This is a genomic window from Marinomonas gallaica (assembly GCF_049821165.1).
GTDB classification, from domain to species: domain Bacteria; phylum Pseudomonadota; class Gammaproteobacteria; order Pseudomonadales; family Marinomonadaceae; genus Marinomonas; species Marinomonas gallaica.
This window is the reverse complement of sequence record NZ_CP187511.1, coordinates 386,788-407,182: the sequence shown is the minus strand read 5'-3', so window position 1 is coordinate 407,182 and position 20,395 is coordinate 386,788. Positions and strand designations below refer to the sequence as shown.

Here is a 20,395-nt window from a genome sequence, read left to right as displayed (position 1 = left end):
ACACGGTAAGTAGCCTCAACTATTAGTGAAACACAGCATGGGGGCGTCCTAAGACCGTACTTAGGACGTCCTCAAACCCGATATAGGACGTGAAAGCGGTGCTAAATCGTGATGATCGTAATTCTTTTAAGCACGATTGAGTCGCATTGGTTAGGCAGCAAGTAAAAAAATGTCTAATGGGCCCAGCTGCTTGCGTGAGCCTTGGCACTAAGCGCGAATTAGCCTAAGTTGTTTAATAAGGTGTCACGGAGGGCGAAGCGTGTATTGTAGAACATGCGCTTACGTCAAACATGTTAGACGCTCGTGTTCGAGCATCACTTATGGCTGAGGAATTATTATGAATAACAAAATTATCGGGATTATATTGATCGCTGTTGGCGCGGCCTTAGCTTTATGGGGATACAACGTTTATGACGCCGCAGGGTCGCAAATTGATCGAGCTTTGAGCGGAGACACGCCTATTGAGGCTTGGCTCGGCATGGTTGGCGGTGCTGTCTGTATCGGCATTGGCTTGTTAAGAATCAAGTAAGACGACCGCTCGTTAGAGTCAGTTGAAACAACATTTTTTCTGACTCTAACGTAGCTAAACGCAGGCTTGGCTCATGTAATGTTTAAGCATCGATGTAATCTAACCCTGTCGCAAGCTGGTCAAAGACAAAGCGTATTCGGGGCTACTGACCGATTTTTTTGTAGCGGATCAGTATGATAAAACGTAGCGCATTTGAATGAAAAGCAGATGCAGTGAAGCCTAATTGCTATTACGAAATACTAGAAGGGTGGTCATGAGTCGCTCAAAGCGCTTGTTAACCTTGCTGGACTTGTTGCGTCAAAGCCGTCGTCCGATAACTGCACGCCAATTAGCACAGCAGCTTAATGTCAGTGTACGCAGTATTTACCGCGATATTGCGACCCTGCAAGAGCAAGGGGCGCAGATCGAAGGCGAAGCCGGTGTTGGTTATCAAATGGCATCGGGCTTTTGGTTACCGCCTCTCAATTTTACGTCACAAGAATTAGAAGCGTTGGTGTTAGGCATGCACTGGGTCACCCGACAGGCAGACCCTGAGCTGGCACACAGTGCGGCGGCTTGTTTGGGCAAAGTGCTGTCTGAGTTGCCGGACGATTTAGCCGATGAGGTGACGCACAACACGCTATTGGTCGGCCCTGCTGCGTCTCTGGCAGATGATGATAATGTGGCGTGTTTGCGTGCCGCACTGCAAGCTGAATTCAAAATCGAGTTTCAATATCAAGATCAAGCAGGGCGTAACAGCCAACGAGTGGTGTGGCCGATGGCGCTGGGCTACTTTCAAACCGCGCTCATGTTGATTGCTTGGTGTGAGACGCGCCAAGACTTCCGCCACTTTCGTGTGGACCGATTGTACGACTTAGTCGTCAAGGACCAAGCTCGCTACCCAACAGCTCGGCGTACGCTGATGAATCAATGGTACGAGCAACAACAGATTCCTAAACCGCTGCCGTTTTAAGCAAAACCCTACTGACAGAAACTGACGCACAGGCGTTTTATGCTGTACTTCTTCTCAATACAGAATGGAGTATCAATATGATGTTAAGTGGTTTCGTACTTTATGTCGCATCCCTTTCCCAAAGCGTCGCGCTATACAGCGAGATTCTCGAGCAGCCACCCACCAGACAATCCGATGATTTTGCGCTGTTTGTCACGCCCGTAGGGCAATCTTTGCGTTTGTGGCAACAGGATAAAGTGATCCCCACGACTAATGCCTCGGCCGGTGGCGCTGAAGTCGTCTTAAACGTCGGCAGTCTAAATGAGCTGCAAGCACAATGGCGTCGTTGGCAGTCACTCGGTTTGCAGCCGATTCAACCCATTGAAACCCTGAGCTTTGGCGAGACTTTCATGATGACCGATCCCGATGGCCATCGTCTTCGTTTGATGAGACTGTCTGTATGAATCAGTGCGCGCTCTGCCAGTGCTGACCATGTCGCCAGTGGTTTAGAGTAATGCTTTATGTAGGTGTGCCATGGCAAAGCATGGCCATTGAAACGCCTGAGTGCAGGAGATTGGGTGGCGTATTACTCGCGCACCCAAACGCTCGGCGGACAAATCAAACTGGGTATTTCCTATCAAGTAGAAATGGGGCCTACATTTAAACCTTAGTATCGCTCGATTCCAGGTGTCTAATTCGCTTGCGCCAAGTCTCACTCTTCGATCTTATCTGTTTTTAAAAATGCTCGATTCAAACACATGTTGAAGCGCTTGCGTAAAGTTGGTCGTTAATTGTAGGTCGAGTGCTTTTTCTGGGATGGTCAATAGGCAGTCATTGAATTACTATAAGGGATGGTTATTTAATGCTCGTAAATTGAGCAGCGGATATTTTGTGCATAGGGATGTTATGAAGGGACGTACATGTTTGATTAGGAATCGGTTGGGGCTTTTATTTCTGCTTCTAATCAGTCTGGCAGGCACATCCCATGGACAGGATATCTTAACGCCTGAAGAACGACTATGGCTGGATCAACAGCCTGTGATTCGCTTTGCACCCGCACCCAACTTCCCCCCAGTTGAATTCTTTAATGAAGATAACGAATATCAAGGTATTACGGCTGACTTTATTAAAATAATCGACCAACAACTCAATCTAGGGCAGAAGCTAAAGATCGTCCAGCTTAAGGATTGGGGCGAAGTCATGTCTGAAGGGCGCTCGCGTGGAATAGATATGTGGGGCGCTGCTGAGAAAACCGCAGCACGTAGTCAGTATATGCAGTTTACCGAGCCTTATATACGCTTGCCCGCGGTGATTATTGTGCGTCAAGAGTTTGCCGGTGACGGAATAGAGGCGCTCGTAGGCAAAAAAGTCGTCGGTATCGAAAATTACGCATCCTATGAACATTTGCAAGAGAACTACCCGCAACTCAATGCGTTAGGTGTCCCGGATATAGAGGCTGGGCTGCGGATGGTCTCTTATGGGGCAGCCGATGCCATTGTCGCGAACAACGCGGCGGCTATTTACTATATTGAAAAAAATGGTCTGACGAATCTTAAAGTAATCGGGGAGTCAGGTTTTGAATGGAATTTACGCTTCGCAGTAAGAGATGACTGGGCACCGTTGTTGTCCATTATGCAAAAAAGCTTAGACAGCATTACGGCGTTGCAGAAACGAGATATATATCGTTATTGGATTAATTTAGATTCATCAGATGGCTGGAAATTCACGAAAGACTATATGTTGATCGCCATGGCTGGCGCTCTGATGGTTATTGTATTGGTTCTATTTGGCTGGGGGTGGCGGAAAAGAGCGGCAGTGAATATGCAGCGGCTCACTCAGCGAATTGAAGAGCAAAAAAAGATAGAAGAAGAACTAAAAAATCTGGCCACGACCGATGAGTTAACCGGCACCTACAATCGCCGTGCTATTTTGGAAATCGCACAAACTGATTATCAAAAGTGTCTTGATGAAGGACAACCCTTTAGTGTGTTGCTGATGGATATTGATCACTTTAAGCAAGTGAATGATCAATACGGTCATGAAGTGGGGGATCGGGTGATCAGGGCTATTGTAAATGTCTGTAGCGATATATTGAAGGTCAAGAAAATCGGTCATATCGGTCGCATTGGCGGCGAAGAGTTTGTGGTTCTCCTTCCAATGATCGACCACATAGAGGCACATTCAGTGGCTGAACAGCTAAGGCAATGTGTCGAAAAAGAGCCTATCCAATGTGTCGAAAATACTTGGTACAGTGCAACGGTTAGCGTCGGTTTGGCGTCTCTGGAGCACTCTGAAAAGTTTGACGAATTGTTAAATAGGGCGGATATGGCTATGTATCAGGCAAAGAAAGCGGGCCGTAACCGTGTGGCCGTTTCGCAAGAGCTTGTCGCTGGCTAATCATTGCTTTGCAGGCTCTATCCCACGTATTTAATTCGCTTGTGCCATGTCATTCTTCGACCTTATCTATTTTTTAAAAGAGCGCGAATCAAACACATGTGAAATCGCTATTTACCACGTATGAGCGGATTCCATCCGCGATCAAAGCGACAGCTTTGCCCTGCAGCATTGAACCTCACGTAGGAGCGCACTCCGTGCCGCGACCTGTAAGACCTCGCTGCGCGAGGGAATCAACGCCGCAATCTAGGCAACCTTCCTTCTAGGTTACTAGTGCTCCAGTGTTGGTGCTCATTAACCTTATTGCAGACTCTATTCCATGTGTTTAATTCGCTTGCGCCATGTCTCATTCTTCGACGCGTCAGCGCTCATTAAACAACTTGGAATATCGCTAATATGCCGCGTATGAGCGAATTGTATCCGCGATCAAAGCGACAGCTTTGCCCTGCAGCATTGAACCTCACGTAGGAGCGCACTCCGTGCCGCGACCTGTAAGACCTCGCTGCGCGAGGGAATCAACGCCGCAATCTAGGCAACCTTCCTTCTTGGTTACTAGTGCTCCAGTGTTGGTGCTCATTAACCTTATTGCAGACTCTATTCCATGTGTTTAATTCGCTTGCGCCATGTCTCATTCTTCGACGCGTCAGCGCTCATTAAACAATTTGGAATATCGCTAATATGCCGCGTACGAGCGGCTTGTATCCGCGATCAAAGCGATAGCTTTGTTCTGTTGCTAAAAAAGAAAGAAACGCTCTAACCTCGCTAGCTCCCATTTGATTGGACTGTATAAATATACAGTCTATTTTTGCTTTATCAAATCGAATGCGCATTTTTATGATTTGAATACCGTTCAGTTTCTCGGTCTGTCATAGAGGTGTCAGCGAAAGTGTATTAAGATCAATAACTAACCAATGACACAGTCAGAATAACGTGCTGTGGACAACTGATATAACGCGCATTCTCGATTTCATGTTTTGAATTTCTATGGGATAAGCCAGAAAAATGTTTTTAAAACAAATCATTAGAAATTTTGATTTGGGATTTCTGGAGCCGCCTAAACACGCATGCGCACTATTAAGCTGTATACGCTATAGGAGAGATCGTGGGTAGATTGAAAGATAAGATTGTTTTAGTAACTGGTGCAGCTAGAGGTATCGGTCAGGCGGTGTCAGAGCTTTTTTGTGAAGAAGGTGCCACCGTAATCCTTAGTGATATTAATGATGAGTTAGGCCAAAAGGTTGCTACTGATATTGGTGGTAAGGCTGAGTACCATCATTTAGATGTTTCAAGTGAAAAGGATTGGGAAGAAACCAGTAACTATATCTTAGAAAAATATGGAAAACTGGATGTATTAATTAATAATGCCGGAATCACAGGGTTTCTTGAGACTTCAGGCCCACATGACCCAGAACATTTAGATATTGATAGCTGGAACAAAGTACATAGTGTCAATTTAGATGGTGTTGCTTTTGGTTGTAAAGAGGCCATCAGATTAATGAAAGGTTCAATTTCAGCAAGTATTGTAAATTTATCATCTCGCTCGGGTATGGTTGGCATTCCGGGAGCGGCGGCTTATGCATCAAGTAAAGCTGCGATAAGGAATCACACTAAAACAGTGGCCTTATACTGCGCAGAAAAAGGTTACCCTATTCGCTGCAATTCTATACACCCAGGTGCAATTTTAACTCCAATTTGGGATGCGATGTTAGGTGAAGGAGAAGTAAGAAAAGCCGCGATTAAAGGCATCGCTAAAGATGTGCCTCTCGGCACTATGGGTGAGGCTAAAGACGTAGCGTATGCAGCCTTATATTTGGCGTCTGATGAATCAAAATATGTTACGGGAATTGAGCTAAACGTAGATGGTGGTATCTTAGCAGGTAGTGCGGCGGCACCATCACAAGAATAGCGTATAACAAGCAGCTGCAATCTGACTCCGCAAACTGCCACGCTTTTTGTTCCAAAAATCCCGCCGGCTTACTACGCAGTTGAGCTGAGCGTTATACAAAAACTAAGAGCAACTGTTGGATAGACTTATTATGAACACGCCACTAACATCTGATGAAGTTCTAGATATCATAAAAAATCACTATAATTTGGGTGATATTGACTACTGTATGTTTCTTCGCCGCGGTTTCAATGACAGCTATGTCTTGGAAGTCGGGCGCGAGAAATACGTATTTCGAGTGTATTCAAAGGATAAATACTACATTGAATCCGAGGACGATTTTAGATTTGAATTAAGCTTAATCAAACATCTACATGAAAATGATGTGCCGGTAGCCGCTGCAATACCGACTGCAAAAGGAGAATTGCTAGGGGCAGAACAAACCAAAAATGGGCAACAAGTCTTTGCATTGTTTCAGTACGCTGAGGGATTTCCAATTAGTGGAGATTCTGTAACCGAAGCGCAAAGCTTTCGAATGGGGGTTGCGCTAGCGAATTTGCATCTTAAATCTAATTCTTTTGAATCCCAATACACACGCTATAAGCTAGATTTAAAATACTTAGTAGAAGAACCTTTGCGATTAATTTCTGAAGGAGAGGATTGTGCTGAACCCCACGAATTGATAAAGCGAGGTCAATACGTTTTAGGGAAACTACAACCGATAGAGTCATATATTAATCGTCTTAAAAGCATTGGAACAGATGGAGACAAGTTTGGAATAATTCACGCTGACATGCATTTAGGTAATATACATTTTCGAGGCGAGGAGCTTACAATCTTTGATTTTGACCATTGCGCTTACGGTTGGCGTGCATATGATCTAGCCATATCTAATGGGCTTCCAAAGGCTCAAAAAGCTTCAATGATTGAGGGCTATGAGAGCAGGCGTCCACTTAGTAAGGAAGAACGAGATAGTTTGCAAGATTTAGGTCATCTTAGAAGCCTTTGGGACATCGGTGATATGTTAGCCACTCAGAATCTTAGAGAAGAGTAGTGCATAACAAAAAGTTCCACCCGACAATTTATCGCTGCCCGAATTGCCAAGCTCGCAAGCTCCATTTCACGGCAATTAGGCAATCGAATATATTGCGAGTGAACTTGGCGTTAGCTTTCTCAAGGAGATTATATGAGGCAAAGAGTTACTGGGTTTGACCTTGCAAGAGCATTGGCAATTTTCGGCATGGTCATTGTTAATTTTAAAATTGCCATGAACGCTGAAACTGGCAACCTGTTATTGATAAGTTTTGCTGGGCTTTTTGAAGGTCGAGCATCGGCCTTGTTTGTTATTCTTGCAGGTGTTGGCGTGACATTTCTGACCAATAAAGCAAGAGAGTCTAGTGATGGGGCGCTTGTATTAAAAAATCGTTTATCGCTGATAAAACGCGGGCTACTACTGATTGCGATCGGTCTTGTATACACTCCAATATGGGAAGCTGACATCCTCCATTTTTATGGCTTTTATTTTTTAATAGCTGCGGCCATATTTACAGTTAACGACAAAGTCTTACTATTTATATCGGCAATTATCATGCTGGTATTCCCAGTCTTAATGCTGTTTCTGAATTATGAGCAGAACTGGGATTGGTCAACATTAACGTATGAAAACTTTTGGTCATTCGATGGAATGATTAGGCATATAGTATTTAACGGCTTTCACCCCGTCTTTCCCTGGGCAGCATTTTTGATATTTGGGATGTGGCTGGGGAGGCAGGATTTATCCCAAAGCTTGATGAGAAAAAAGTTGCTTGCTTTGTCACTCATCACTTTGCTTGTCACCGAATGTGGTTTTTATCTGATAAGAGGAACTATCGGTGATGGTAGTGCGCTTGAAATGACATCTGAAGAAGTAACATTTCTGTTTTCAACATCGATTATACCTCCATTGCCCCAATACATAATCTCTGCTGGCAGTTCCGCCGTTGTTGTGCTAGTTGCTTGCTTATACTTTTCAGATAGATTTTCTGAAAGCAACATCAACAAATGGCTGTACAAAACAGGACAATTGTCTTTGACCTTGTATGTTGCTCACGTCATTGTTGGTATGGGTACCCTTGAGTCAATTGGTCGGTTAGAAAATCAGACAATAAACTTCTCACTACTTAGCGCATTAATATTTTGTGTTTGCGGGATAGTTTTTAGTGTTGTATGGCTTAAGTTTTTTAAAACTGGACCGTTAGAATGGGTTTTCCGTAAAGTAGCAAGCTAACAATGCATTGCAGCGGACAAGCCACTGAATGCGGCGTTCAAATAAGCCGCTTTGCGGATTTTCCCCTGATTCCTTAGAGCTACACAGTTAGCCGTCATGAAGCTTGCTACACACAAAGTGATAGAATAGTGTCACTTTGATATTCCTTTGGAGCAGCTCTAATGAAAGTAGAGCTCGTTACATCACTCAAACGCCAAGCGACTAAGATACTTGCTGATCTCGACGACACTAAAGAACCAGTGTTAATTACTAAACACGGTAAGCCTTCTGCATATCTGGTTGATGTTGATGATTACGAGTTTATGCAAAATCGTCTGATGATTCTGGAGGGGATAGCACGAGGTGAGCGCGCATTAGCTGATGGTAAAGTGGTGAGTCATGATGATGCCAAGGACAAAATGTCAAAATGGTTGAAGTAATCTGGACTGAATCTGCGCTATCTGACCTCAACGATATTGCAGAATACATCGGCTTGAAAATGTTGTCGCAGCTAAGCAATGGGGCCAAATTAGTTTTCTCTAAAGTTGAACGCCTTGAAACCTTTCCTGAATCGGGTCGTATTCCGCCAGAATTAGAGCAGTTAAATTATCGTGAAGTTGTCGTTAATCCATGTCGTGTTTTCTGTAAACAAGACGGTGAAAAAGTATTTATTCTGTTTGTTATGCGTGCTGAGCGAGATTTGCGTAAATTCCTGTTAAACAAGCAATAACCTTTGATAATGAGCGCGGTTAACAAACTGCTCAAGAAGAATTCGCAACGTGTTGCTTTGAGTGCTTAAGGCGGTATGCGGCAGCTTTTGTATTGGGTTGCTCAAACCTTAACGATCCATGGTGGCAGTCGTGATGTGGATCTATGCGATATCAAAGAGTTAGAGTGTTTATAAGACGATTACTCTTTAATGTGGCGTGAAATCTAAAGGCAGTGATAATGAACAAAGCGGTGCAAGAACGGTTCGATGAGTACCCTGAAGATGCGCGATTGTGTCTGGAAGCATTGCGCAGTTATATCTATGAATTGGCTGATGCGTTGGCTCTTGGGCAGGTCGAAGAGTCTTTAAAATGGGGTGAGCCGAGCTACCGTGTGAAATCAGGCAGCCCGATTCGTATGGATTGGAAATCAACATCGCCACAGTATTGCTGTTTGTTCTTTCATTGCCAAACCAAGTTGGTCGATACGTTTCGCGCGTTACACGGCGATGAGTTGGTGTTTGAAGGCAATCGCGCCATTGTCTTAGATCTATCTCAGCAGATTCCAGAGTTTGCCATCAAGCATTGCTTAGAGCTGGCTTTAACCTATCACCAGCGAAAGCATTTACCACTTTTGGGGGCTTAGCAGGGGTCAAAAAAGCCCTTCAATATTGCCTTGTTCATTGAGGCGAATGCGGTTAGCGGCGGGTTCTCGTGGTAGCCCAGGCATGGTCATGATGTCTCCGCAAACGACGACGACAAAACCTGCCCCTGCGGACAGATGGACTTCTCGAATCGGTACAACATGTCCACCGGGTGCACCTTTTAACGAAGGGTCGGTTGAGAAGCTGTATTGTGTTTTGGCGATACAGACGGGCAAATGACCGTATCCAGACTGTTCCAACATATTAAGATGATCGCGCGTTTTTTGGTCGGCAGTAATGTCGTCGGCGCGATACAGACGCGTGGCAAGCGTGTGGACTTTGTCCCATAAGCCTAGGTCATTGTCATAAAGCGGCTGGCAAGTGGGCTGTTCTGTTTGGGTTAAGCCTACGACTTGCTGGGCGAGGGCTTCGGTGCCTGCGCCGCCGTCAGACCAGTGTGAGCAAATCTCGGCGCTTACGCCATGGGATTTGGCGATGTCTCGGATCAGTTCTAGCTCCGCGTCGGAGTCGGTGGTGAAGCGGTTCACGGCGACCAGTACGGGCACGTCAAACTGCTTCATATTCTCAATGTGTCGAATCAGGTTATCGCAACCCGATCGAACGGCGTCGATGTTTTCCGTATCGAGCGCTTCTTTGCTCACGCCGCCGTGCATTTTTAAGGCTCTGACCGTGGCGACAATGATGGTCGCATCGGGAGTCAAGCCTGCGCTGCGGCATTTGATGTCGATAAATTTCTCTGCACCGAGGTCGGCACCAAAGCCAGCTTCGGTGATCACGTAATCGGACAACTTCAATGCGGCTCGAGTGGCAATCACCGAATTACAGCCATGGGCAATATTAGCGAATGGACCGCCGTGGACAAAGGTTGGGTTGTGTTCGAGGGTTTGTACTAGGTTGGGCGCTAGGGCCTCTTTTAACAATACCGACATTGGGCCGGGGGCTTTAAGCTCTTTGGCCGTAATAGGTGTTTCGTTGCGACGGTAGCCGACGACGATGTTGCCCAAGCGCTGCTCTAAGTCTTTTAAGTCACGAGCAAGGCAGAAGATCGCCATGACTTCCGAGGCCACGGTAATGTCAAAACCATCTTGGCGTGGGAAGCCATTATTGGGCCCGCCCAGTGCGCAGGTGATTTGACGTAAGGCTCGGTCGTTCATGTCCATGACGCGTCGCCATACAATGCGCCGCTGGTCGAATTCCAGCTCGTTTCCCCAATGAATATGATTGTCAATTAACGCTGAAAGTAGGTTGTGCGCGGTACTGATGGCGTGGAAATCACCCGTAAAATGAAGGTTGATGTCTTCCATCGGAACGACCTGCGCATAGCCACCGCCAGCCGCGCCGCCTTTCATGCCAAAGCAGGGGCCAAGACTCGGTTCGCGTAAGCACGCTGAGGCATTATGGCCCAGCCGGTTGAGTGCGTCGGTTAGTCCTACCGTCGTGGTGGTTTTGCCTTCGCCTGCGGGGGTGGGGGTAATGCCTGTTACAAGAATGAGTTTGCCATCGGGTTTGTGTTCAAGTGTTTTTAGGTAGGTTAGGTCGACTTTGGCTTTGTGGTGTCCAAATGGCTGTAAAGCGCTTTCTGGAATGCCAAGCTTTTCGGCGATGTGCCGGATCGGCTGTAATGACGCTGCTTGAGCGATGTCGATATCATTCATAGTGCTCACCTCTACGGCTAAACCAACGGGTAAAGATAACGCGATAACGTTAGCTGGAAATAAAAGTATTAGTGTAGTGCATCGAAAAGAAGCTCGCCTACTTGGTAGATCAATGAGTTAGTACTCAGGTGGGCGAGATAAATGAAAGGGGCGAGTCGCCCCTTTATAAGCGTGCTTTAAGGTGTTTCTTTCGCTTGGATATGCAGTTCACCCACTTGCAAATTCACCACTTCGACAAGGGTACCTTTGGCGATTGGGGCGCTGGTGACTAAGCGCCATTCAATGCCAGAGAAGCGGTAAGTCACTTTTTTATCAGGCGCAACGTCTTCGGGTAGTACAAAGCTGTGTCCGATTAAGTCGCTGCTGACGGTGGTGTGCTCTGAGGTTTGTTGTGCCCGTTTCATAATGGGCCACAGTACGATGCCCGTTAGCAGAGTGTAGACCGTGGTAGCGATCAGAGCCCATTGCCACGTGGTTGGGATCCATTCCATGTACATCGACAGGGAGGTCAACAACAGTGCCAGCCCTGCAAATAAGAGTACAAAGGTACTGATTCCCAATACCATGACTTCCACAGCGAGCAGCACGAGTCCTAAGACAGCGAGTGCTTGAACGAGGTGAGTGGCAATAAAATCCATTACGCTTGCTTATTCAGTTGGCTAATAATAGAGGTGGCTTGAGCAACAAGAGAGCCAGCGTCCGTTGAGCTATCCGGTAGGATGACCATGGACGATTCTTTCGCAATCGCGTGCTTCGCTGCAATAGCTTTAGTGGCTAAGTCGAGTTGAATGGCTTTTTGACCACTTTCAGTATTGGCTGATTCACCGACGGTACGTATCGCAGCCGCTTGTGCATCGGCAACGGCGATGATGGCTTTGGCTTCACCTTCAGCGCGCAGAACCTGCTCTTCTTTATCGGCTTCAGCGGATAAAACGACTGACTGTTTCTGACCTTCTGCTCGGTTGATCGCCGCTTGGCGGTCACCTTCAGATTCTAAGATCTGCGCACGTTTCACACGTTCCGCTTTCATTTGGGCTTCCATCGCTTCCATGACCGATTGTGGTGGAATGATGTCTTTGATTTCGTAACGCAGTACTTGGATACCCCACGGGCCAGCCGCTTCGTTGATGGCCGCGACAATATTGGTGTTCAGTGCATCACGCTCTTCAAAAGTCTTATCCAGCTCCATTTTACCCAATTCAGAACGCATGGTTGTTTGAGACAATTGAGTGACGGCAAAAACATAGTCATCGACACCATAAGTCGCTTTGTACGGATCAAGTACACGAAAGTACAGCACGCCATCGACATGTAGGGAGATATTGTCCTTCGTGATCGCGCCTTGTTTCGGCACATCCACGGCTTGCTCTTTCAAAGAACGATCCGCGCCGACACGATCAATAAATGGGATTAAAAAGTTCAACCCCGCTTCTTTAGTGGAACGGAACTTACCAAAGCGTTCAATTAAGTAAGCTCGGTTTTGTGGTACAAAAATAATTGAGGATTTAAGCAGTATTAGAGCGAAGATTAACAGCACGACGGGCACTGTAAAAAAGGTATTAATGAGAAACTCGATCATATCCATGGCGTTGGTTCTTTCCTAAGTTAATAAATAAGCACCCTGAGTTTACTGTGCTTATGAGGGCAAAGATACCACTTAATTGGTCAATGAAATGGGGCTTAATATTCAGTCAATAGACTGAATCGTGTTCTGTATTGGTGCGTCCTAGATCGATCGTGCTTTAAGGATTGGCGTTCAAATAATTGACTTATCGGTCAATTAGTTAAGCTGGTGTCAGTTATATTTTGAGGTAATGAATTGAATACTGGGACTTTCGTCTCATCAAAGCCACTTAAAGAAACTTTTGTTTCACTTTGGCATGGGTGTTGCAAACTTCGTTTCATATTATCCATAGATGAAGCGAGGACGCCTGACAATGAAAGCCCTTAAAAAACTGCTTGGCAAAACTTTAATCGCAACCGCTTGTATGACCGCAGCCATGACGGCAACCGCGGATGTGCTAAGTGATATTAAATCTCGTGATGAGATTCGAATTGCGGTACCACAAGACTTTCCCCCGTTTGGCTCCGTTGGCGCGGATCTAAAGCCCCAAGGCATTGATGTTGATATGGCGCATTACATTGCTGATCAAATGGGCGTGGAGTTGAAAATTGTGCCGGTTACTAGCGCAAACCGTATTCCGTACCTGCAAACCAGTAAGGTTGATCTAGTTATTTCAAGTTTGGGCAAAAACCCTGAGCGTCAGAAAGCGATTGATTTTTCGACACCGTATGCGCCGTTCTTTCTCGGTGTGTTTGGTGAGAAAAGTGTCTCAGTAGGAGAGCTTCAAGATCTATCAGGCAAAACGGTCGGTGTGACGCGAGGCTCTGTAGAAGACTTAGAGCTAGAAAAGAATGCCCCGACTAGCGTGAATATTCAGCGTTTCGAAGATAACAACACCACACTCACCGCTTACCTAACAGGTCAGGTTAACTTGATAGCGACGGGTAATTTGGTGGCAACGGAAATTGCGAAACGCAAACCAGCTCGAGCACCAGAAGCGAAGTTTATGCTAAAAGACTCGCCGTGTTACATCGGTATGGCGAAGGGGGAAGCTGCGCTGCAAAGCGAAGTGAACGCCATCATTGCGAAAGCATTAGCCGAGGGCAAGCTCAATGACATTTCAATGAAATGGCTAAAAGCGCCGTTACCAGCAGGCTTTGGTGTGTAAGGCGTAGGCTATGCTGAATTTTTCGGACTTATTGCCGTATACCGATGTGTTCCTTGGTGGTCTGCTGACCACCATCGAACTCACTCTATTGACGACGTTTTTAGGGGTGATGGTGGGCACGCTGTGTGCGTCGATCCGTCAATATGGAAACAAGGCCAGCCGTCGAGTGGTGACGGCTTACGTGGAATTGATTCGTAATACACCCTTTATTGTGCAGTTGTTTTTTATCTTTTTCGGTTTGCCATCGATCGGTTTTTTACTGACGCCATGGCAAGCCAGCATCATTGCGTTAACGATTAATTTAGGTGCCTACAGTACTGAGATTATTCGTGCTGGATTGAGCAATATCCCTAAAGGGCAATGGGAAGCGGCTAAGGTGTTGGGGATGAACTTTCGCCAAACTCTGATGCGCGTGGTATTCACCCCAGCGTTTGAAAAGATTTATCCAGCGTTAACCAGCCAATGCATCATTGTGATGTTGGGCTCGGCGGTGTTGTCACAAATTTCGGTTCAAGATTTAACCTATGCCGCCAATTTAGTTCAGTCGCGCAATTTCCGAGCTTTTGAAAGCTATGTTGTAACGGCGTTGATGTATTTAGGTTTAGCCATGTTAATGCGCTATGTCTTTAGCTTAATCGGCAAGCGTGTGTTCGCGTATCGGGAGGTCCGATGATTGATTTTTCGAACTGGGACATTGTGCGCAATTTGTTGTTTGCGACTCAGTGGACAGTGTTGCTTTCGCTGGCTGCATTTGTGTGCGGATCCAGTGTGGCTTTATGTTTGAGCGCGATTCGCTTGACCCGCAATCCGGTCATGGTGCGTTTTGTTAAGGTCTACATTGAACTGTTTCAAGGCACGCCGTTGTTGATGCAGATGTTCTTGTGCTTCTTTGGTTTATCCATGATGGGTTATGAGATTTCCGCATGGGGGGCCGCTATTCTGTCACTGACGCTCTTTACCAGTGCTTTTTTAGTCGAGATCTGGCGTGGTTGTATCGACACCTTACCGAAAGGGCAATGGGAAGCCAGCCGAGTATTAGGCATGAATTTTTTGCAGACGCTGCGGTTCATCATTTTGCCACAAGCGATGCGTGTGGCTTTTGCCCCGACAGTCGGCTTTTCTGTGCAAGTGGTGAAAGGCACGGCACTTGCGTCGGTCATTGGTTTTGTTGAGTTAACCAAGGCGGGCACTATGTTGAATAACGCAACCTTTGAGCCGTTTAAAGTCTTTATTTTCGTGGCGCTGATCTATTTTGCCTTGTGTTACCCGCTGTCACTTTTCAGCCAGTTTTTGGAGAAGAAATACCATGTCGCTCGTTAAGCTTGATCAAGTCCATAAATACTATGGCGACTTCCATGTACTCAAAGGCATCGATTTAAACATTAAGGCTGGCGAAGTCGTGTCGATCATTGGCAGAAGCGGTTCTGGCAAAAGCACACTGCTACGTTGCATTAATGGTCTTGAAGAATATCAGCAAGGTGGGATTTCGGTAGACGATAAAGAGGTGACATCAGAAGACATTCAAGTCCGTCGTTTGGCGTTGAGCGTTGGTATGATCTTCCAGAATTTTAATTTGTTTCCGCATCTAACAGTCGGCGAAAACATTATGCTTGCGCCGACCATTGTGTTGAAAAAGTCAAAGAGTGATGCTGGCACGATCGCCAAGGCAATGCTCGAAAAGGTGGGGCTTGGGGATAAGTTTGACAGTTATCCAGAGAAATTGTCCGGCGGACAGCAGCAACGTGTGGCGATTGCTCGAGCGCTGGCAATGAACCCCAAGGTTTTGTTGTGTGATGAAATCACGTCAGCATTGGATCCTGAATTAGTGGGTGACGTATTGAAAGTTCTGGAACAGTTGGCCGCAGAAGGAATGACGTTGGTGTTGGTAACCCATGAAATGAACTTTGCGCGTGATGTGGGCAATCGAGTGGTGTTTATGCATCAAGGCAAAGTCTGGGAACAGGGTGATTCGAAAACACTCTTATCAGAACCTAAGACAGAGGAACTGAAACAGTTTATCGGGGCGGTATTGTAGGTAAAGTGCCAGTATAGCAACAGGCTATTTATCGCCACACTGGCCTTGAAGATTAGCTCAATGGATCGCTTCGAGAGTTATTAGTCATCTAAAGACACGACTAGGAAGTCAGTCTTAATACTCTTAACTAGTTTGGGAACATGGCTCGTTAGGTTGCTGAGTAGGTCATGATGATGACCGCAGACAACTAGGTCGATCTCTTTCTCTGCGACGATGTTGGCAATTTGGACATGAAGGTCGCCGATTAGAGCTTTAATATCGTTAATCGGATAACCGCTCTCTACCGCAAGGTCTTGTAAGCGTTGCTTGATCTGCTGTTTCTCTGATTTACCTTCCAAGATATGGTCTTTGTCGACATAGACAATCGACAGCTCACTGAGATCGGGGGTGGCTTGGGCAATGGCTTTTTTGATGAGTTGAGTACTTGAGTCGCTTAAATCTACGGCAACGAGAATATGGTGGTAGCTCATAATGTAACTCCTGCTGTTTGCTTTATTCCTAGAGTCTAGCAGGCCATGGCGTATTCGCTGCTGGTAAACGCAAGTTCCCCCCTTTTCTTAATTTATTGCTCGATATATTCTTAGTTGAGGTACTGAAGTGCTAACTATCTCGAGTTTCAGGTTCTAACTTCAGTGTTTCAACACCCGAGCATGTTTTCGATCATTACAGCGTGGTGTTCAGGGCATCAAATATTACTTGGACGTTCCGTTGTATTGGCCGCATACATCATATGCTCTTCGACGTTAAGCCGTCTAAGACGAGCGTGTTTCCCTCAAATATAATAATGATATCCGTAATTAGGTAATGACTCTGCGGTATCACTCGATTGTGTTCTAATGAAATTGTGGGATAATCTCCTGCCCACTTCAGGAATGACTAATAAAGAGGTGGTTGCTGTAAAGCGGATATAGAATCAATGGATTGAGTGATTATGTTAAGTCAGCTATACCCAATATTTATTATTGGCGCTTCTCTATTTTTGTACTCTGAATACCAGAGTTCGCAAACGAATAAAGTTGCGACCACCGTGGAGTCTCGTCGCGCTGTCGAGTTTCAAAACAGTGAGTCTTCTCATCCCCGCCAGATAGCCACCTCACCTATCAGAGTTCAACATCAGCCTGCTTTTCAATGCGATGGTCGACAGCATTGTCGTCAAATGAGATCGAGAGCAGAGGCCGAGTTTTTCTTAGCGAGCTGTCCAGATACGAAAATGGATGGCGATCATGATGGTATTCCCTGTGAAAGGTATTTCTAGTTTAACGCCGATGGCATTCAATAAGACAAGGATAAAAAATTGAAGGAAGAGATGCAGCATCAGTGGGTCGCAGGTTTTTGGCGGCGCTTAGTGGCGATACTGATTGATATTATAATCGTTGCCATGATTGGTTTTGGGCTTGGTTTATTTGTCGGCGATTTCTATGCCCAGATGGGCCACTGGTCTAGCTTGGTCGGTTTTTTCTTAGCGCTAATGTACTTTGGCATTATGAACAGTGCGATTGCTGGAGGTCAAACACTCGGTAAAAGGCTCGTTAAAATATGTGTGGTCGATGGCGATAATGCGCCCATTTCTCTAGGCCGATCGCTGATGCGTTATTTGATCGTTGGGGTGCCATTTCTCCTCGATCAGCTATTATTTATGCTAGTGCCTGCTGGTTCTTATCTTATTTACCCTGTGGCTTCGATTGTCTTTGGGGGAATGCTGACCACGGTGTATTTATTCGTATTCAATAGACATACTCGTCAGTCGTTACATGATGTAGTAACCAAGACCTATGTTGTGGATTTGTATGCACAGAAGGCACCATTAGAAAGTGTTTGGCGGTTGCATTTTGTGGTTGCTGCGGCATTGTTTTTAGCCGCGTCAACGCTGCCTTATATGATCAGTCTAGTGCCTCAACCGGTCATCAATGAGAGCACATTGCGCGTGAGGTCTGTTTTACTTCAGGAAGCTAATGTCGTCGATGTTGAACTTAATGACGGCCTTGCTTCAGTCGCGATGAGTGAAACGGATGAACAAACGATTAGCTATATCGAAAGTAGGGTGTATTTGGGCGTTAATAAAGTCGGGGATGAGGCGTTTGCCAATCGATTGGCACTGACCATTCTTGAACAGTATCCCGAGGCAAATCAGAAAGATCTTATTCAGATTATTTTAACCTATGGCTATGACATAGGTCTCGGCTCTAAATGGCATTCAGAAGCATACAATTTTTATCCACGTGAAATGCAACGGGCAGAGTAAGAGCGATGGATGTATTGCTGGCTTGGAAAATTGACATAAAGTTGAGTTCTACTTAGTTAGAGCTTCTCCATGATTTTATCTTGTTAAAGGACATTGACATGAAAAGAGTGTGCGCTGGTTTTATAGTAGCGGTTTGTGCGGTGAGTGCTTCTGCAGCGGATTATTCCGAATCACCCAATCACCAAATTGGTGGCTTAGGCTTTATGACTTTGGAAGGTGACGACGTAGATTATACGATAGGTGCTTTAGTGGGTTCGATTGCTTCGAAGCATCGTGTGAGTAATCGTTTCTCGCTGGTGCCTGAATTACGTTTAGGTATTGGTTTAGATGACGATAAAGTTATTGTAGAAAATACATCAGTTGATGTAGAACTGGAATATTTTGCAGCGTTATCTGTCAAAGCTCAGTTAGATGTCACGGAGCATCTGTATCTATTTGCTAACCCTACGTACGCTTATAGCAGCGTTAAAGGCTCATCTGGAGACATCAGTTTATCGGATTCGGATTCAGCCTTTGCGATCGGTGCTGGAGCGGGTTACGAGTTCTATCGAGGGGTATCGGCTGAACTGTCATACGAGAAATTTAGTGATGCGAGTGTTACCAGCCTAGGCTTAAAATTCCCGATGTAATAGCTATTAAGAACTAGCTTGCTATCAAGCTAGTTCTTAATATTTCTACCGTGCTTTATACAAATTATCGGTTTAAATCGAAACCCTTAGTATTAGTAGCACTTCGCCGATAAAAAGTAGGTCATATAATTAGTTCAAGATCATCAATACGCTGAGAGTTAGCATGAAAACCGCAATGATCCCATCCAAAATCCGCCACGCGTTGGGGTTGTTAAACACCGGGCGCAGTAGCCGAGCACCGTAGCCTAGTGCCACAAACCAGACGATACTCGCGCAGCAGGCTCCAATGCCAAAAACAATCTGCCCGACGCCAGGGTAATGAGTCGACAAGCTGCCGAGCAAAACCATGGTGTCGAGATAAACATGTGGGTTAAGAAACGTGAACGCCAAACAGGTTAATACAGCCACTTTTAGTGAAGCTCCTGCACCTGATTGGCTGGCTTGAAGGGCGCCAGCGCCAGTCCAGGCACGGTAGGCGGCTTGCAGTCCGTACACAGCAAGAAACACTGCGCCTCCAAGTTGAAGTAGATGAATGGCTTTTGGCCATTCGTTGACGATGTAGCCAATGCCCGCTACGCCGGCACTGATGAGTAAAACGTCGCTCAAGGACGTGATCGCTACGATCACGCCAACATGTCTACGTAGTAAACCTTGACGTAAAACAAACGCATTTTGTGACCCAATCGCAATGATCAAGCCTGCTCCAGTGGTAAATCCTGCTAATAGCGCTGTGAGTAGCATCAAGACTTTCCTATGAGGTGATAAGTAGGGGGAATCATGGAGTCCAACGTTAAATTAGTAAATTTAATTTTTCTGGGTATGATTAAGAAAAATTAATCTGGGGTGATGATGAGTTTATTGCATCCACAATTGGCAGCGTTTGCTGCCATCATTGAAGAAGCCAGTTTTGACGGTGCGGCTAAACGCTTGGCAGTGACACCATCGGCAATCTCTCAGCGAGTCAAAGCGTTAGAGGATCGTCTCGGACAGGTCTTGATCGTACGTCAGCCGCCTTGTCGACCAACTGAAGCAGGGCAGATTTTGTTGCGTAAGGTTCAGCCGATGTTGGTACTGGAAGCTGAAGCCTTTTCAGATTTTCAGTTGGATCAACCCGCTGAGACAGCCATACGTCGCCTCAAAATTGCGGTCAATGATGACTCTCTAGAGACTTGGGTGTTGCCAGCTTTAGCCGCCTTAACTCATGATTTTGGTTACTTATTTGATGTGATTGTCGACGATCAAGATCATTCGTTAAGTTTATTGCGAGATGGCTCTGCGGTAGGAGCTGTGACGTCGGAGGCTAAGGCGATACAGGGCTGTGATATTCATTCGCTCGGGACTATGCGATACCATGCGATTGCTTCATCTGCTTATCAAGCGCGGTACTTTGCCAACGGTCTGACAGCTGAGGCGTTTCAGCAAGCTCCGATGCTGGTGTTTAATCGTAAGGACACTTTGCAAAGCCGCTTCATGGCGCAATTTACCGATCAGCCACTGTCGCCCCCAACACACTACTTACCAACCTCGAAAGGGTTTGTCGAGGCAGCGGCGTTAGGGTTGGGATGGTGTATGGTTCCGGAATGCATGATTCAGTCAGCGTTGGCAGAACAACGAGTTGTGTTGTTAGACAGTCGCGTCACTGTGGATGTGCCTTTGTATTGGCAGCATACCTCAGTGCGCTCCGCTGTCTTGAGTAATCTAACCCGCGTCTTTATCGCTCAAGCAAAGAGTACGATGGGATAGGTG

At 46.0% G+C, this 20,395-nt stretch carries 23 protein-coding genes; 18 read left to right on the top strand and 5 right to left on the bottom strand.

Features of this window, described 5'->3' with window-relative positions:
- The first annotated feature begins 337 nt into the window (after positions 1 to 337).
- The 10 genes from ACPUEK_RS01855 to ACPUEK_RS01810 all read left to right on the top strand — a co-directional run bounded on the left by ACPUEK_RS01855 (position 338) and on the right by ACPUEK_RS01810 (position 9,337).
- Positions 338 to 529, top strand: a complete 192-nt coding sequence (locus tag ACPUEK_RS01855; RefSeq protein WP_067038611.1) for a DUF3185 family protein — start codon at positions 338 to 340, stop codon at positions 527 to 529.
- A 253-nt stretch (positions 530 to 782) separates the two neighbouring features.
- Positions 783 to 1,481 (top strand): helix-turn-helix transcriptional regulator, encoded by a 699-nt coding sequence (locus ACPUEK_RS01850; protein WP_425642121.1) that lies wholly within the window; start codon positions 783 to 785, stop codon positions 1,479 to 1,481.
- Positions 1,482 to 1,558: 77 nt separating this feature from the next.
- Complete coding sequence (locus tag ACPUEK_RS01845) at positions 1,559 to 1,924, top strand: VOC family protein (protein WP_425642120.1); 366 nt, start codon at positions 1,559 to 1,561, stop codon at positions 1,922 to 1,924.
- Positions 1,925 to 2,366: 442 nt separating this feature from the next.
- Positions 2,367 to 3,857 carry a transporter substrate-binding domain-containing diguanylate cyclase gene (locus ACPUEK_RS01840; RefSeq protein WP_425642119.1) on the top strand — a complete coding sequence of 497 codons (1,491 nt, stop codon included), beginning with the start codon at positions 2,367 to 2,369 and terminating at the stop codon, positions 3,855 to 3,857.
- A 1,099-nt stretch (positions 3,858 to 4,956) separates the two neighbouring features.
- Entirely contained in the window at positions 4,957 to 5,760 is an 804-nt protein-coding gene (locus tag ACPUEK_RS01835; RefSeq protein ID WP_067216003.1) for an SDR family oxidoreductase, read from the top strand.
- 130 nt (positions 5,761 to 5,890) lie between these two features.
- Positions 5,891 to 6,793: a phosphotransferase enzyme family protein gene (locus ACPUEK_RS01830; protein WP_425642118.1), complete on the top strand. Its 903-nt coding sequence runs from the start codon at positions 5,891 to 5,893 to the stop codon at positions 6,791 to 6,793.
- A gap of 132 nt (positions 6,794 to 6,925) precedes the next feature.
- The gene (locus tag ACPUEK_RS01825; protein WP_067216000.1) at positions 6,926 to 8,005 is read left to right on the top strand and encodes a DUF418 domain-containing protein; all 1,080 of its coding nucleotides are present in this window, start codon (positions 6,926 to 6,928) and stop codon (positions 8,003 to 8,005) included.
- Positions 8,006 to 8,166: 161 nt separating this feature from the next.
- On the top strand, positions 8,167 to 8,424 hold the full coding sequence (locus ACPUEK_RS01820) for a type II toxin-antitoxin system Phd/YefM family antitoxin (protein ID WP_425642117.1): 258 nt from the start codon (positions 8,167 to 8,169) through the stop codon (positions 8,422 to 8,424).
- Positions 8,412 to 8,714: a type II toxin-antitoxin system RelE/ParE family toxin gene (locus ACPUEK_RS01815; RefSeq protein WP_425642116.1), complete on the top strand. Its 303-nt coding sequence runs from the start codon at positions 8,412 to 8,414 to the stop codon at positions 8,712 to 8,714. The genes ACPUEK_RS01820 and ACPUEK_RS01815 overlap by 13 nt, the downstream gene beginning before the upstream one ends.
- 218 nt (positions 8,715 to 8,932) lie before the next feature.
- Entirely contained in the window at positions 8,933 to 9,337 is a 405-nt protein-coding gene (locus ACPUEK_RS01810; RefSeq protein WP_425642114.1) for a DUF1801 domain-containing protein, read from the top strand.
- 6 nt (positions 9,338 to 9,343) lie between these two features.
- Here ACPUEK_RS01810 and ACPUEK_RS01805 read toward each other — a convergent pair whose 3' ends face one another.
- The 3 genes from ACPUEK_RS01805 to ACPUEK_RS01795 form a co-directional block, all read right to left on the bottom strand.
- The gene (locus ACPUEK_RS01805; RefSeq protein ID WP_425642113.1) at positions 9,344 to 11,011 is read right to left on the bottom strand and encodes a formate--tetrahydrofolate ligase; all 1,668 of its coding nucleotides are present in this window, start codon (positions 11,009 to 11,011) and stop codon (positions 9,344 to 9,346) included.
- A 176-nt stretch (positions 11,012 to 11,187) separates the two neighbouring features.
- Positions 11,188 to 11,649 (bottom strand): NfeD family protein, encoded by a 462-nt coding sequence (locus tag ACPUEK_RS01800; protein WP_425642111.1) that lies wholly within the window; start codon positions 11,647 to 11,649, stop codon positions 11,188 to 11,190.
- Positions 11,649 to 12,596: an SPFH domain-containing protein gene (locus tag ACPUEK_RS01795; protein ID WP_067215984.1), complete on the bottom strand. Its 948-nt coding sequence runs from the start codon at positions 12,594 to 12,596 to the stop codon at positions 11,649 to 11,651. The genes ACPUEK_RS01800 and ACPUEK_RS01795 overlap by 1 nt, the downstream gene beginning before the upstream one ends.
- Positions 12,597 to 12,948: 352 nt before the next feature.
- Here ACPUEK_RS01795 and ACPUEK_RS01790 point away from each other — a divergent pair, with 352 nt between their 5' ends.
- Genes ACPUEK_RS01790 through ACPUEK_RS01775 form a run of 4 tightly spaced genes read left to right on the top strand, consistent with a single transcriptional unit; the run spans position 12,949 to position 15,778 of the window.
- A complete protein-coding gene (locus tag ACPUEK_RS01790; RefSeq protein WP_425642110.1) occupies positions 12,949 to 13,743 on the top strand; it encodes a transporter substrate-binding domain-containing protein in 795 nt (264 codons plus the stop codon).
- A 10-nt stretch (positions 13,744 to 13,753) separates the two neighbouring features.
- On the top strand, positions 13,754 to 14,416 hold the full coding sequence (locus tag ACPUEK_RS01785; RefSeq protein WP_425642108.1) for an amino acid ABC transporter permease: 663 nt from the start codon (positions 13,754 to 13,756) through the stop codon (positions 14,414 to 14,416).
- Positions 14,413 to 15,063, top strand: coding sequence for an amino acid ABC transporter permease (locus ACPUEK_RS01780; protein WP_067038582.1), 651 nt, complete (start codon positions 14,413 to 14,415; stop codon positions 15,061 to 15,063). Before ACPUEK_RS01785 ends, ACPUEK_RS01780 begins: the two co-directional genes overlap by 4 nt.
- Positions 15,050 to 15,778, top strand: coding sequence for an amino acid ABC transporter ATP-binding protein (locus ACPUEK_RS01775; protein ID WP_067215975.1), 729 nt, complete (start codon positions 15,050 to 15,052; stop codon positions 15,776 to 15,778). The genes ACPUEK_RS01780 and ACPUEK_RS01775 overlap by 14 nt, the downstream gene beginning before the upstream one ends.
- 80 nt (positions 15,779 to 15,858) lie before the next feature.
- Here the strand turns inward: ACPUEK_RS01775 and ACPUEK_RS01770 are convergent, their stop codons facing one another.
- A complete protein-coding gene (locus ACPUEK_RS01770) occupies positions 15,859 to 16,248 on the bottom strand; it encodes a universal stress protein (RefSeq protein ID WP_067215973.1) in 390 nt (129 codons plus the stop codon).
- Between the two features lie 461 nt (positions 16,249 to 16,709).
- Here ACPUEK_RS01770 and ACPUEK_RS01765 point away from each other — a divergent pair, with 461 nt between their 5' ends.
- The 3 genes from ACPUEK_RS01765 (at position 16,710) to ACPUEK_RS01755 (ending at position 18,649) form a co-directional block, all read left to right on the top strand.
- Positions 16,710 to 17,033 (top strand): excalibur calcium-binding domain-containing protein, encoded by a 324-nt coding sequence (locus tag ACPUEK_RS01765; RefSeq protein ID WP_082866090.1) that lies wholly within the window; start codon positions 16,710 to 16,712, stop codon positions 17,031 to 17,033.
- Positions 17,034 to 17,072: 39 nt separating this feature from the next.
- Positions 17,073 to 18,020 (top strand): RDD family protein, encoded by a 948-nt coding sequence (locus tag ACPUEK_RS01760; RefSeq protein WP_425642107.1) that lies wholly within the window; start codon positions 17,073 to 17,075, stop codon positions 18,018 to 18,020.
- 98 nt (positions 18,021 to 18,118) lie between these two features.
- Positions 18,119 to 18,649, top strand: coding sequence for an outer membrane beta-barrel protein (locus tag ACPUEK_RS01755; protein WP_425642105.1), 531 nt, complete (start codon positions 18,119 to 18,121; stop codon positions 18,647 to 18,649).
- A 129-nt stretch (positions 18,650 to 18,778) separates the two neighbouring features.
- On the opposite strand, the gene ACPUEK_RS01750 is transcribed toward ACPUEK_RS01755, so the two are convergent.
- Positions 18,779 to 19,390: a LysE/ArgO family amino acid transporter gene (locus ACPUEK_RS01750; RefSeq protein ID WP_425642103.1), complete on the bottom strand. Its 612-nt coding sequence runs from the start codon at positions 19,388 to 19,390 to the stop codon at positions 18,779 to 18,781.
- Positions 19,391 to 19,498: 108 nt separating this feature from the next.
- Here ACPUEK_RS01750 and ACPUEK_RS01745 point away from each other — a divergent pair, with 108 nt between their 5' ends.
- A complete protein-coding gene (locus ACPUEK_RS01745; RefSeq protein WP_425642102.1) occupies positions 19,499 to 20,392 on the top strand; it encodes a LysR family transcriptional regulator ArgP in 894 nt (297 codons plus the stop codon).
- The last annotated feature ends 3 nt before the right edge of the window (positions 20,393 to 20,395 follow it).

Bases quoted from the DNA above. Each gene is read 5' to 3' on its own strand.
- ACPUEK_RS01855 (WP_067038611.1), top strand. From the start codon at position 338: ATGAATAACAAAATTATCGGGATTATATTGATCGCTGTTGGCGCGGCC.
- ACPUEK_RS01850 (WP_425642121.1), top strand. From the start codon at position 783: ATGAGTCGCTCAAAGCGCTTGTTAACCTTGCTGGACTTGTTGCGTCAA.
- ACPUEK_RS01845 (WP_425642120.1), top strand. From the start codon at position 1,559: ATGATGTTAAGTGGTTTCGTACTTTATGTCGCATCCCTTTCCCAAAGC.
- ACPUEK_RS01840 (WP_425642119.1), top strand. From the start codon at position 2,367: ATGAAGGGACGTACATGTTTGATTAGGAATCGGTTGGGGCTTTTATTT.
- ACPUEK_RS01830 (WP_425642118.1), top strand. From the start codon at position 5,891: ATGAACACGCCACTAACATCTGATGAAGTTCTAGATATCATAAAAAAT.
- ACPUEK_RS01825 (WP_067216000.1), top strand. From the start codon at position 6,926: ATGAGGCAAAGAGTTACTGGGTTTGACCTTGCAAGAGCATTGGCAATT.
- ACPUEK_RS01820 (WP_425642117.1), top strand. From the start codon at position 8,167: ATGAAAGTAGAGCTCGTTACATCACTCAAACGCCAAGCGACTAAGATA.
- ACPUEK_RS01815 (WP_425642116.1), top strand. From the start codon at position 8,412: ATGGTTGAAGTAATCTGGACTGAATCTGCGCTATCTGACCTCAACGAT.
- ACPUEK_RS01810 (WP_425642114.1), top strand. From the start codon at position 8,933: ATGAACAAAGCGGTGCAAGAACGGTTCGATGAGTACCCTGAAGATGCG.
- ACPUEK_RS01805 (WP_425642113.1), bottom strand. From the start codon at position 11,011: ATGAATGATATCGACATCGCTCAAGCAGCGTCATTACAGCCGATCCGG.
- ACPUEK_RS01800 (WP_425642111.1), bottom strand. From the start codon at position 11,649: ATGGATTTTATTGCCACTCACCTCGTTCAAGCACTCGCTGTCTTAGGA.
- ACPUEK_RS01795 (WP_067215984.1), bottom strand. From the start codon at position 12,596: ATGGATATGATCGAGTTTCTCATTAATACCTTTTTTACAGTGCCCGTC.
- ACPUEK_RS01790 (WP_425642110.1), top strand. From the start codon at position 12,949: ATGAAAGCCCTTAAAAAACTGCTTGGCAAAACTTTAATCGCAACCGCT.
- ACPUEK_RS01785 (WP_425642108.1), top strand. From the start codon at position 13,754: ATGCTGAATTTTTCGGACTTATTGCCGTATACCGATGTGTTCCTTGGT.
- ACPUEK_RS01780 (WP_067038582.1), top strand. From the start codon at position 14,413: ATGATTGATTTTTCGAACTGGGACATTGTGCGCAATTTGTTGTTTGCG.
- ACPUEK_RS01775 (WP_067215975.1), top strand. From the start codon at position 15,050: ATGTCGCTCGTTAAGCTTGATCAAGTCCATAAATACTATGGCGACTTC.
- ACPUEK_RS01770 (WP_067215973.1), bottom strand. From the start codon at position 16,248: ATGAGCTACCACCATATTCTCGTTGCCGTAGATTTAAGCGACTCAAGT.
- ACPUEK_RS01765 (WP_082866090.1), top strand. From the start codon at position 16,710: ATGTTAAGTCAGCTATACCCAATATTTATTATTGGCGCTTCTCTATTT.
- ACPUEK_RS01755 (WP_425642105.1), top strand. From the start codon at position 18,119: ATGAAAAGAGTGTGCGCTGGTTTTATAGTAGCGGTTTGTGCGGTGAGT.
- ACPUEK_RS01750 (WP_425642103.1), bottom strand. From the start codon at position 19,390: ATGCTACTCACAGCGCTATTAGCAGGATTTACCACTGGAGCAGGCTTG.
- ACPUEK_RS01745 (WP_425642102.1), top strand. From the start codon at position 19,499: ATGAGTTTATTGCATCCACAATTGGCAGCGTTTGCTGCCATCATTGAA.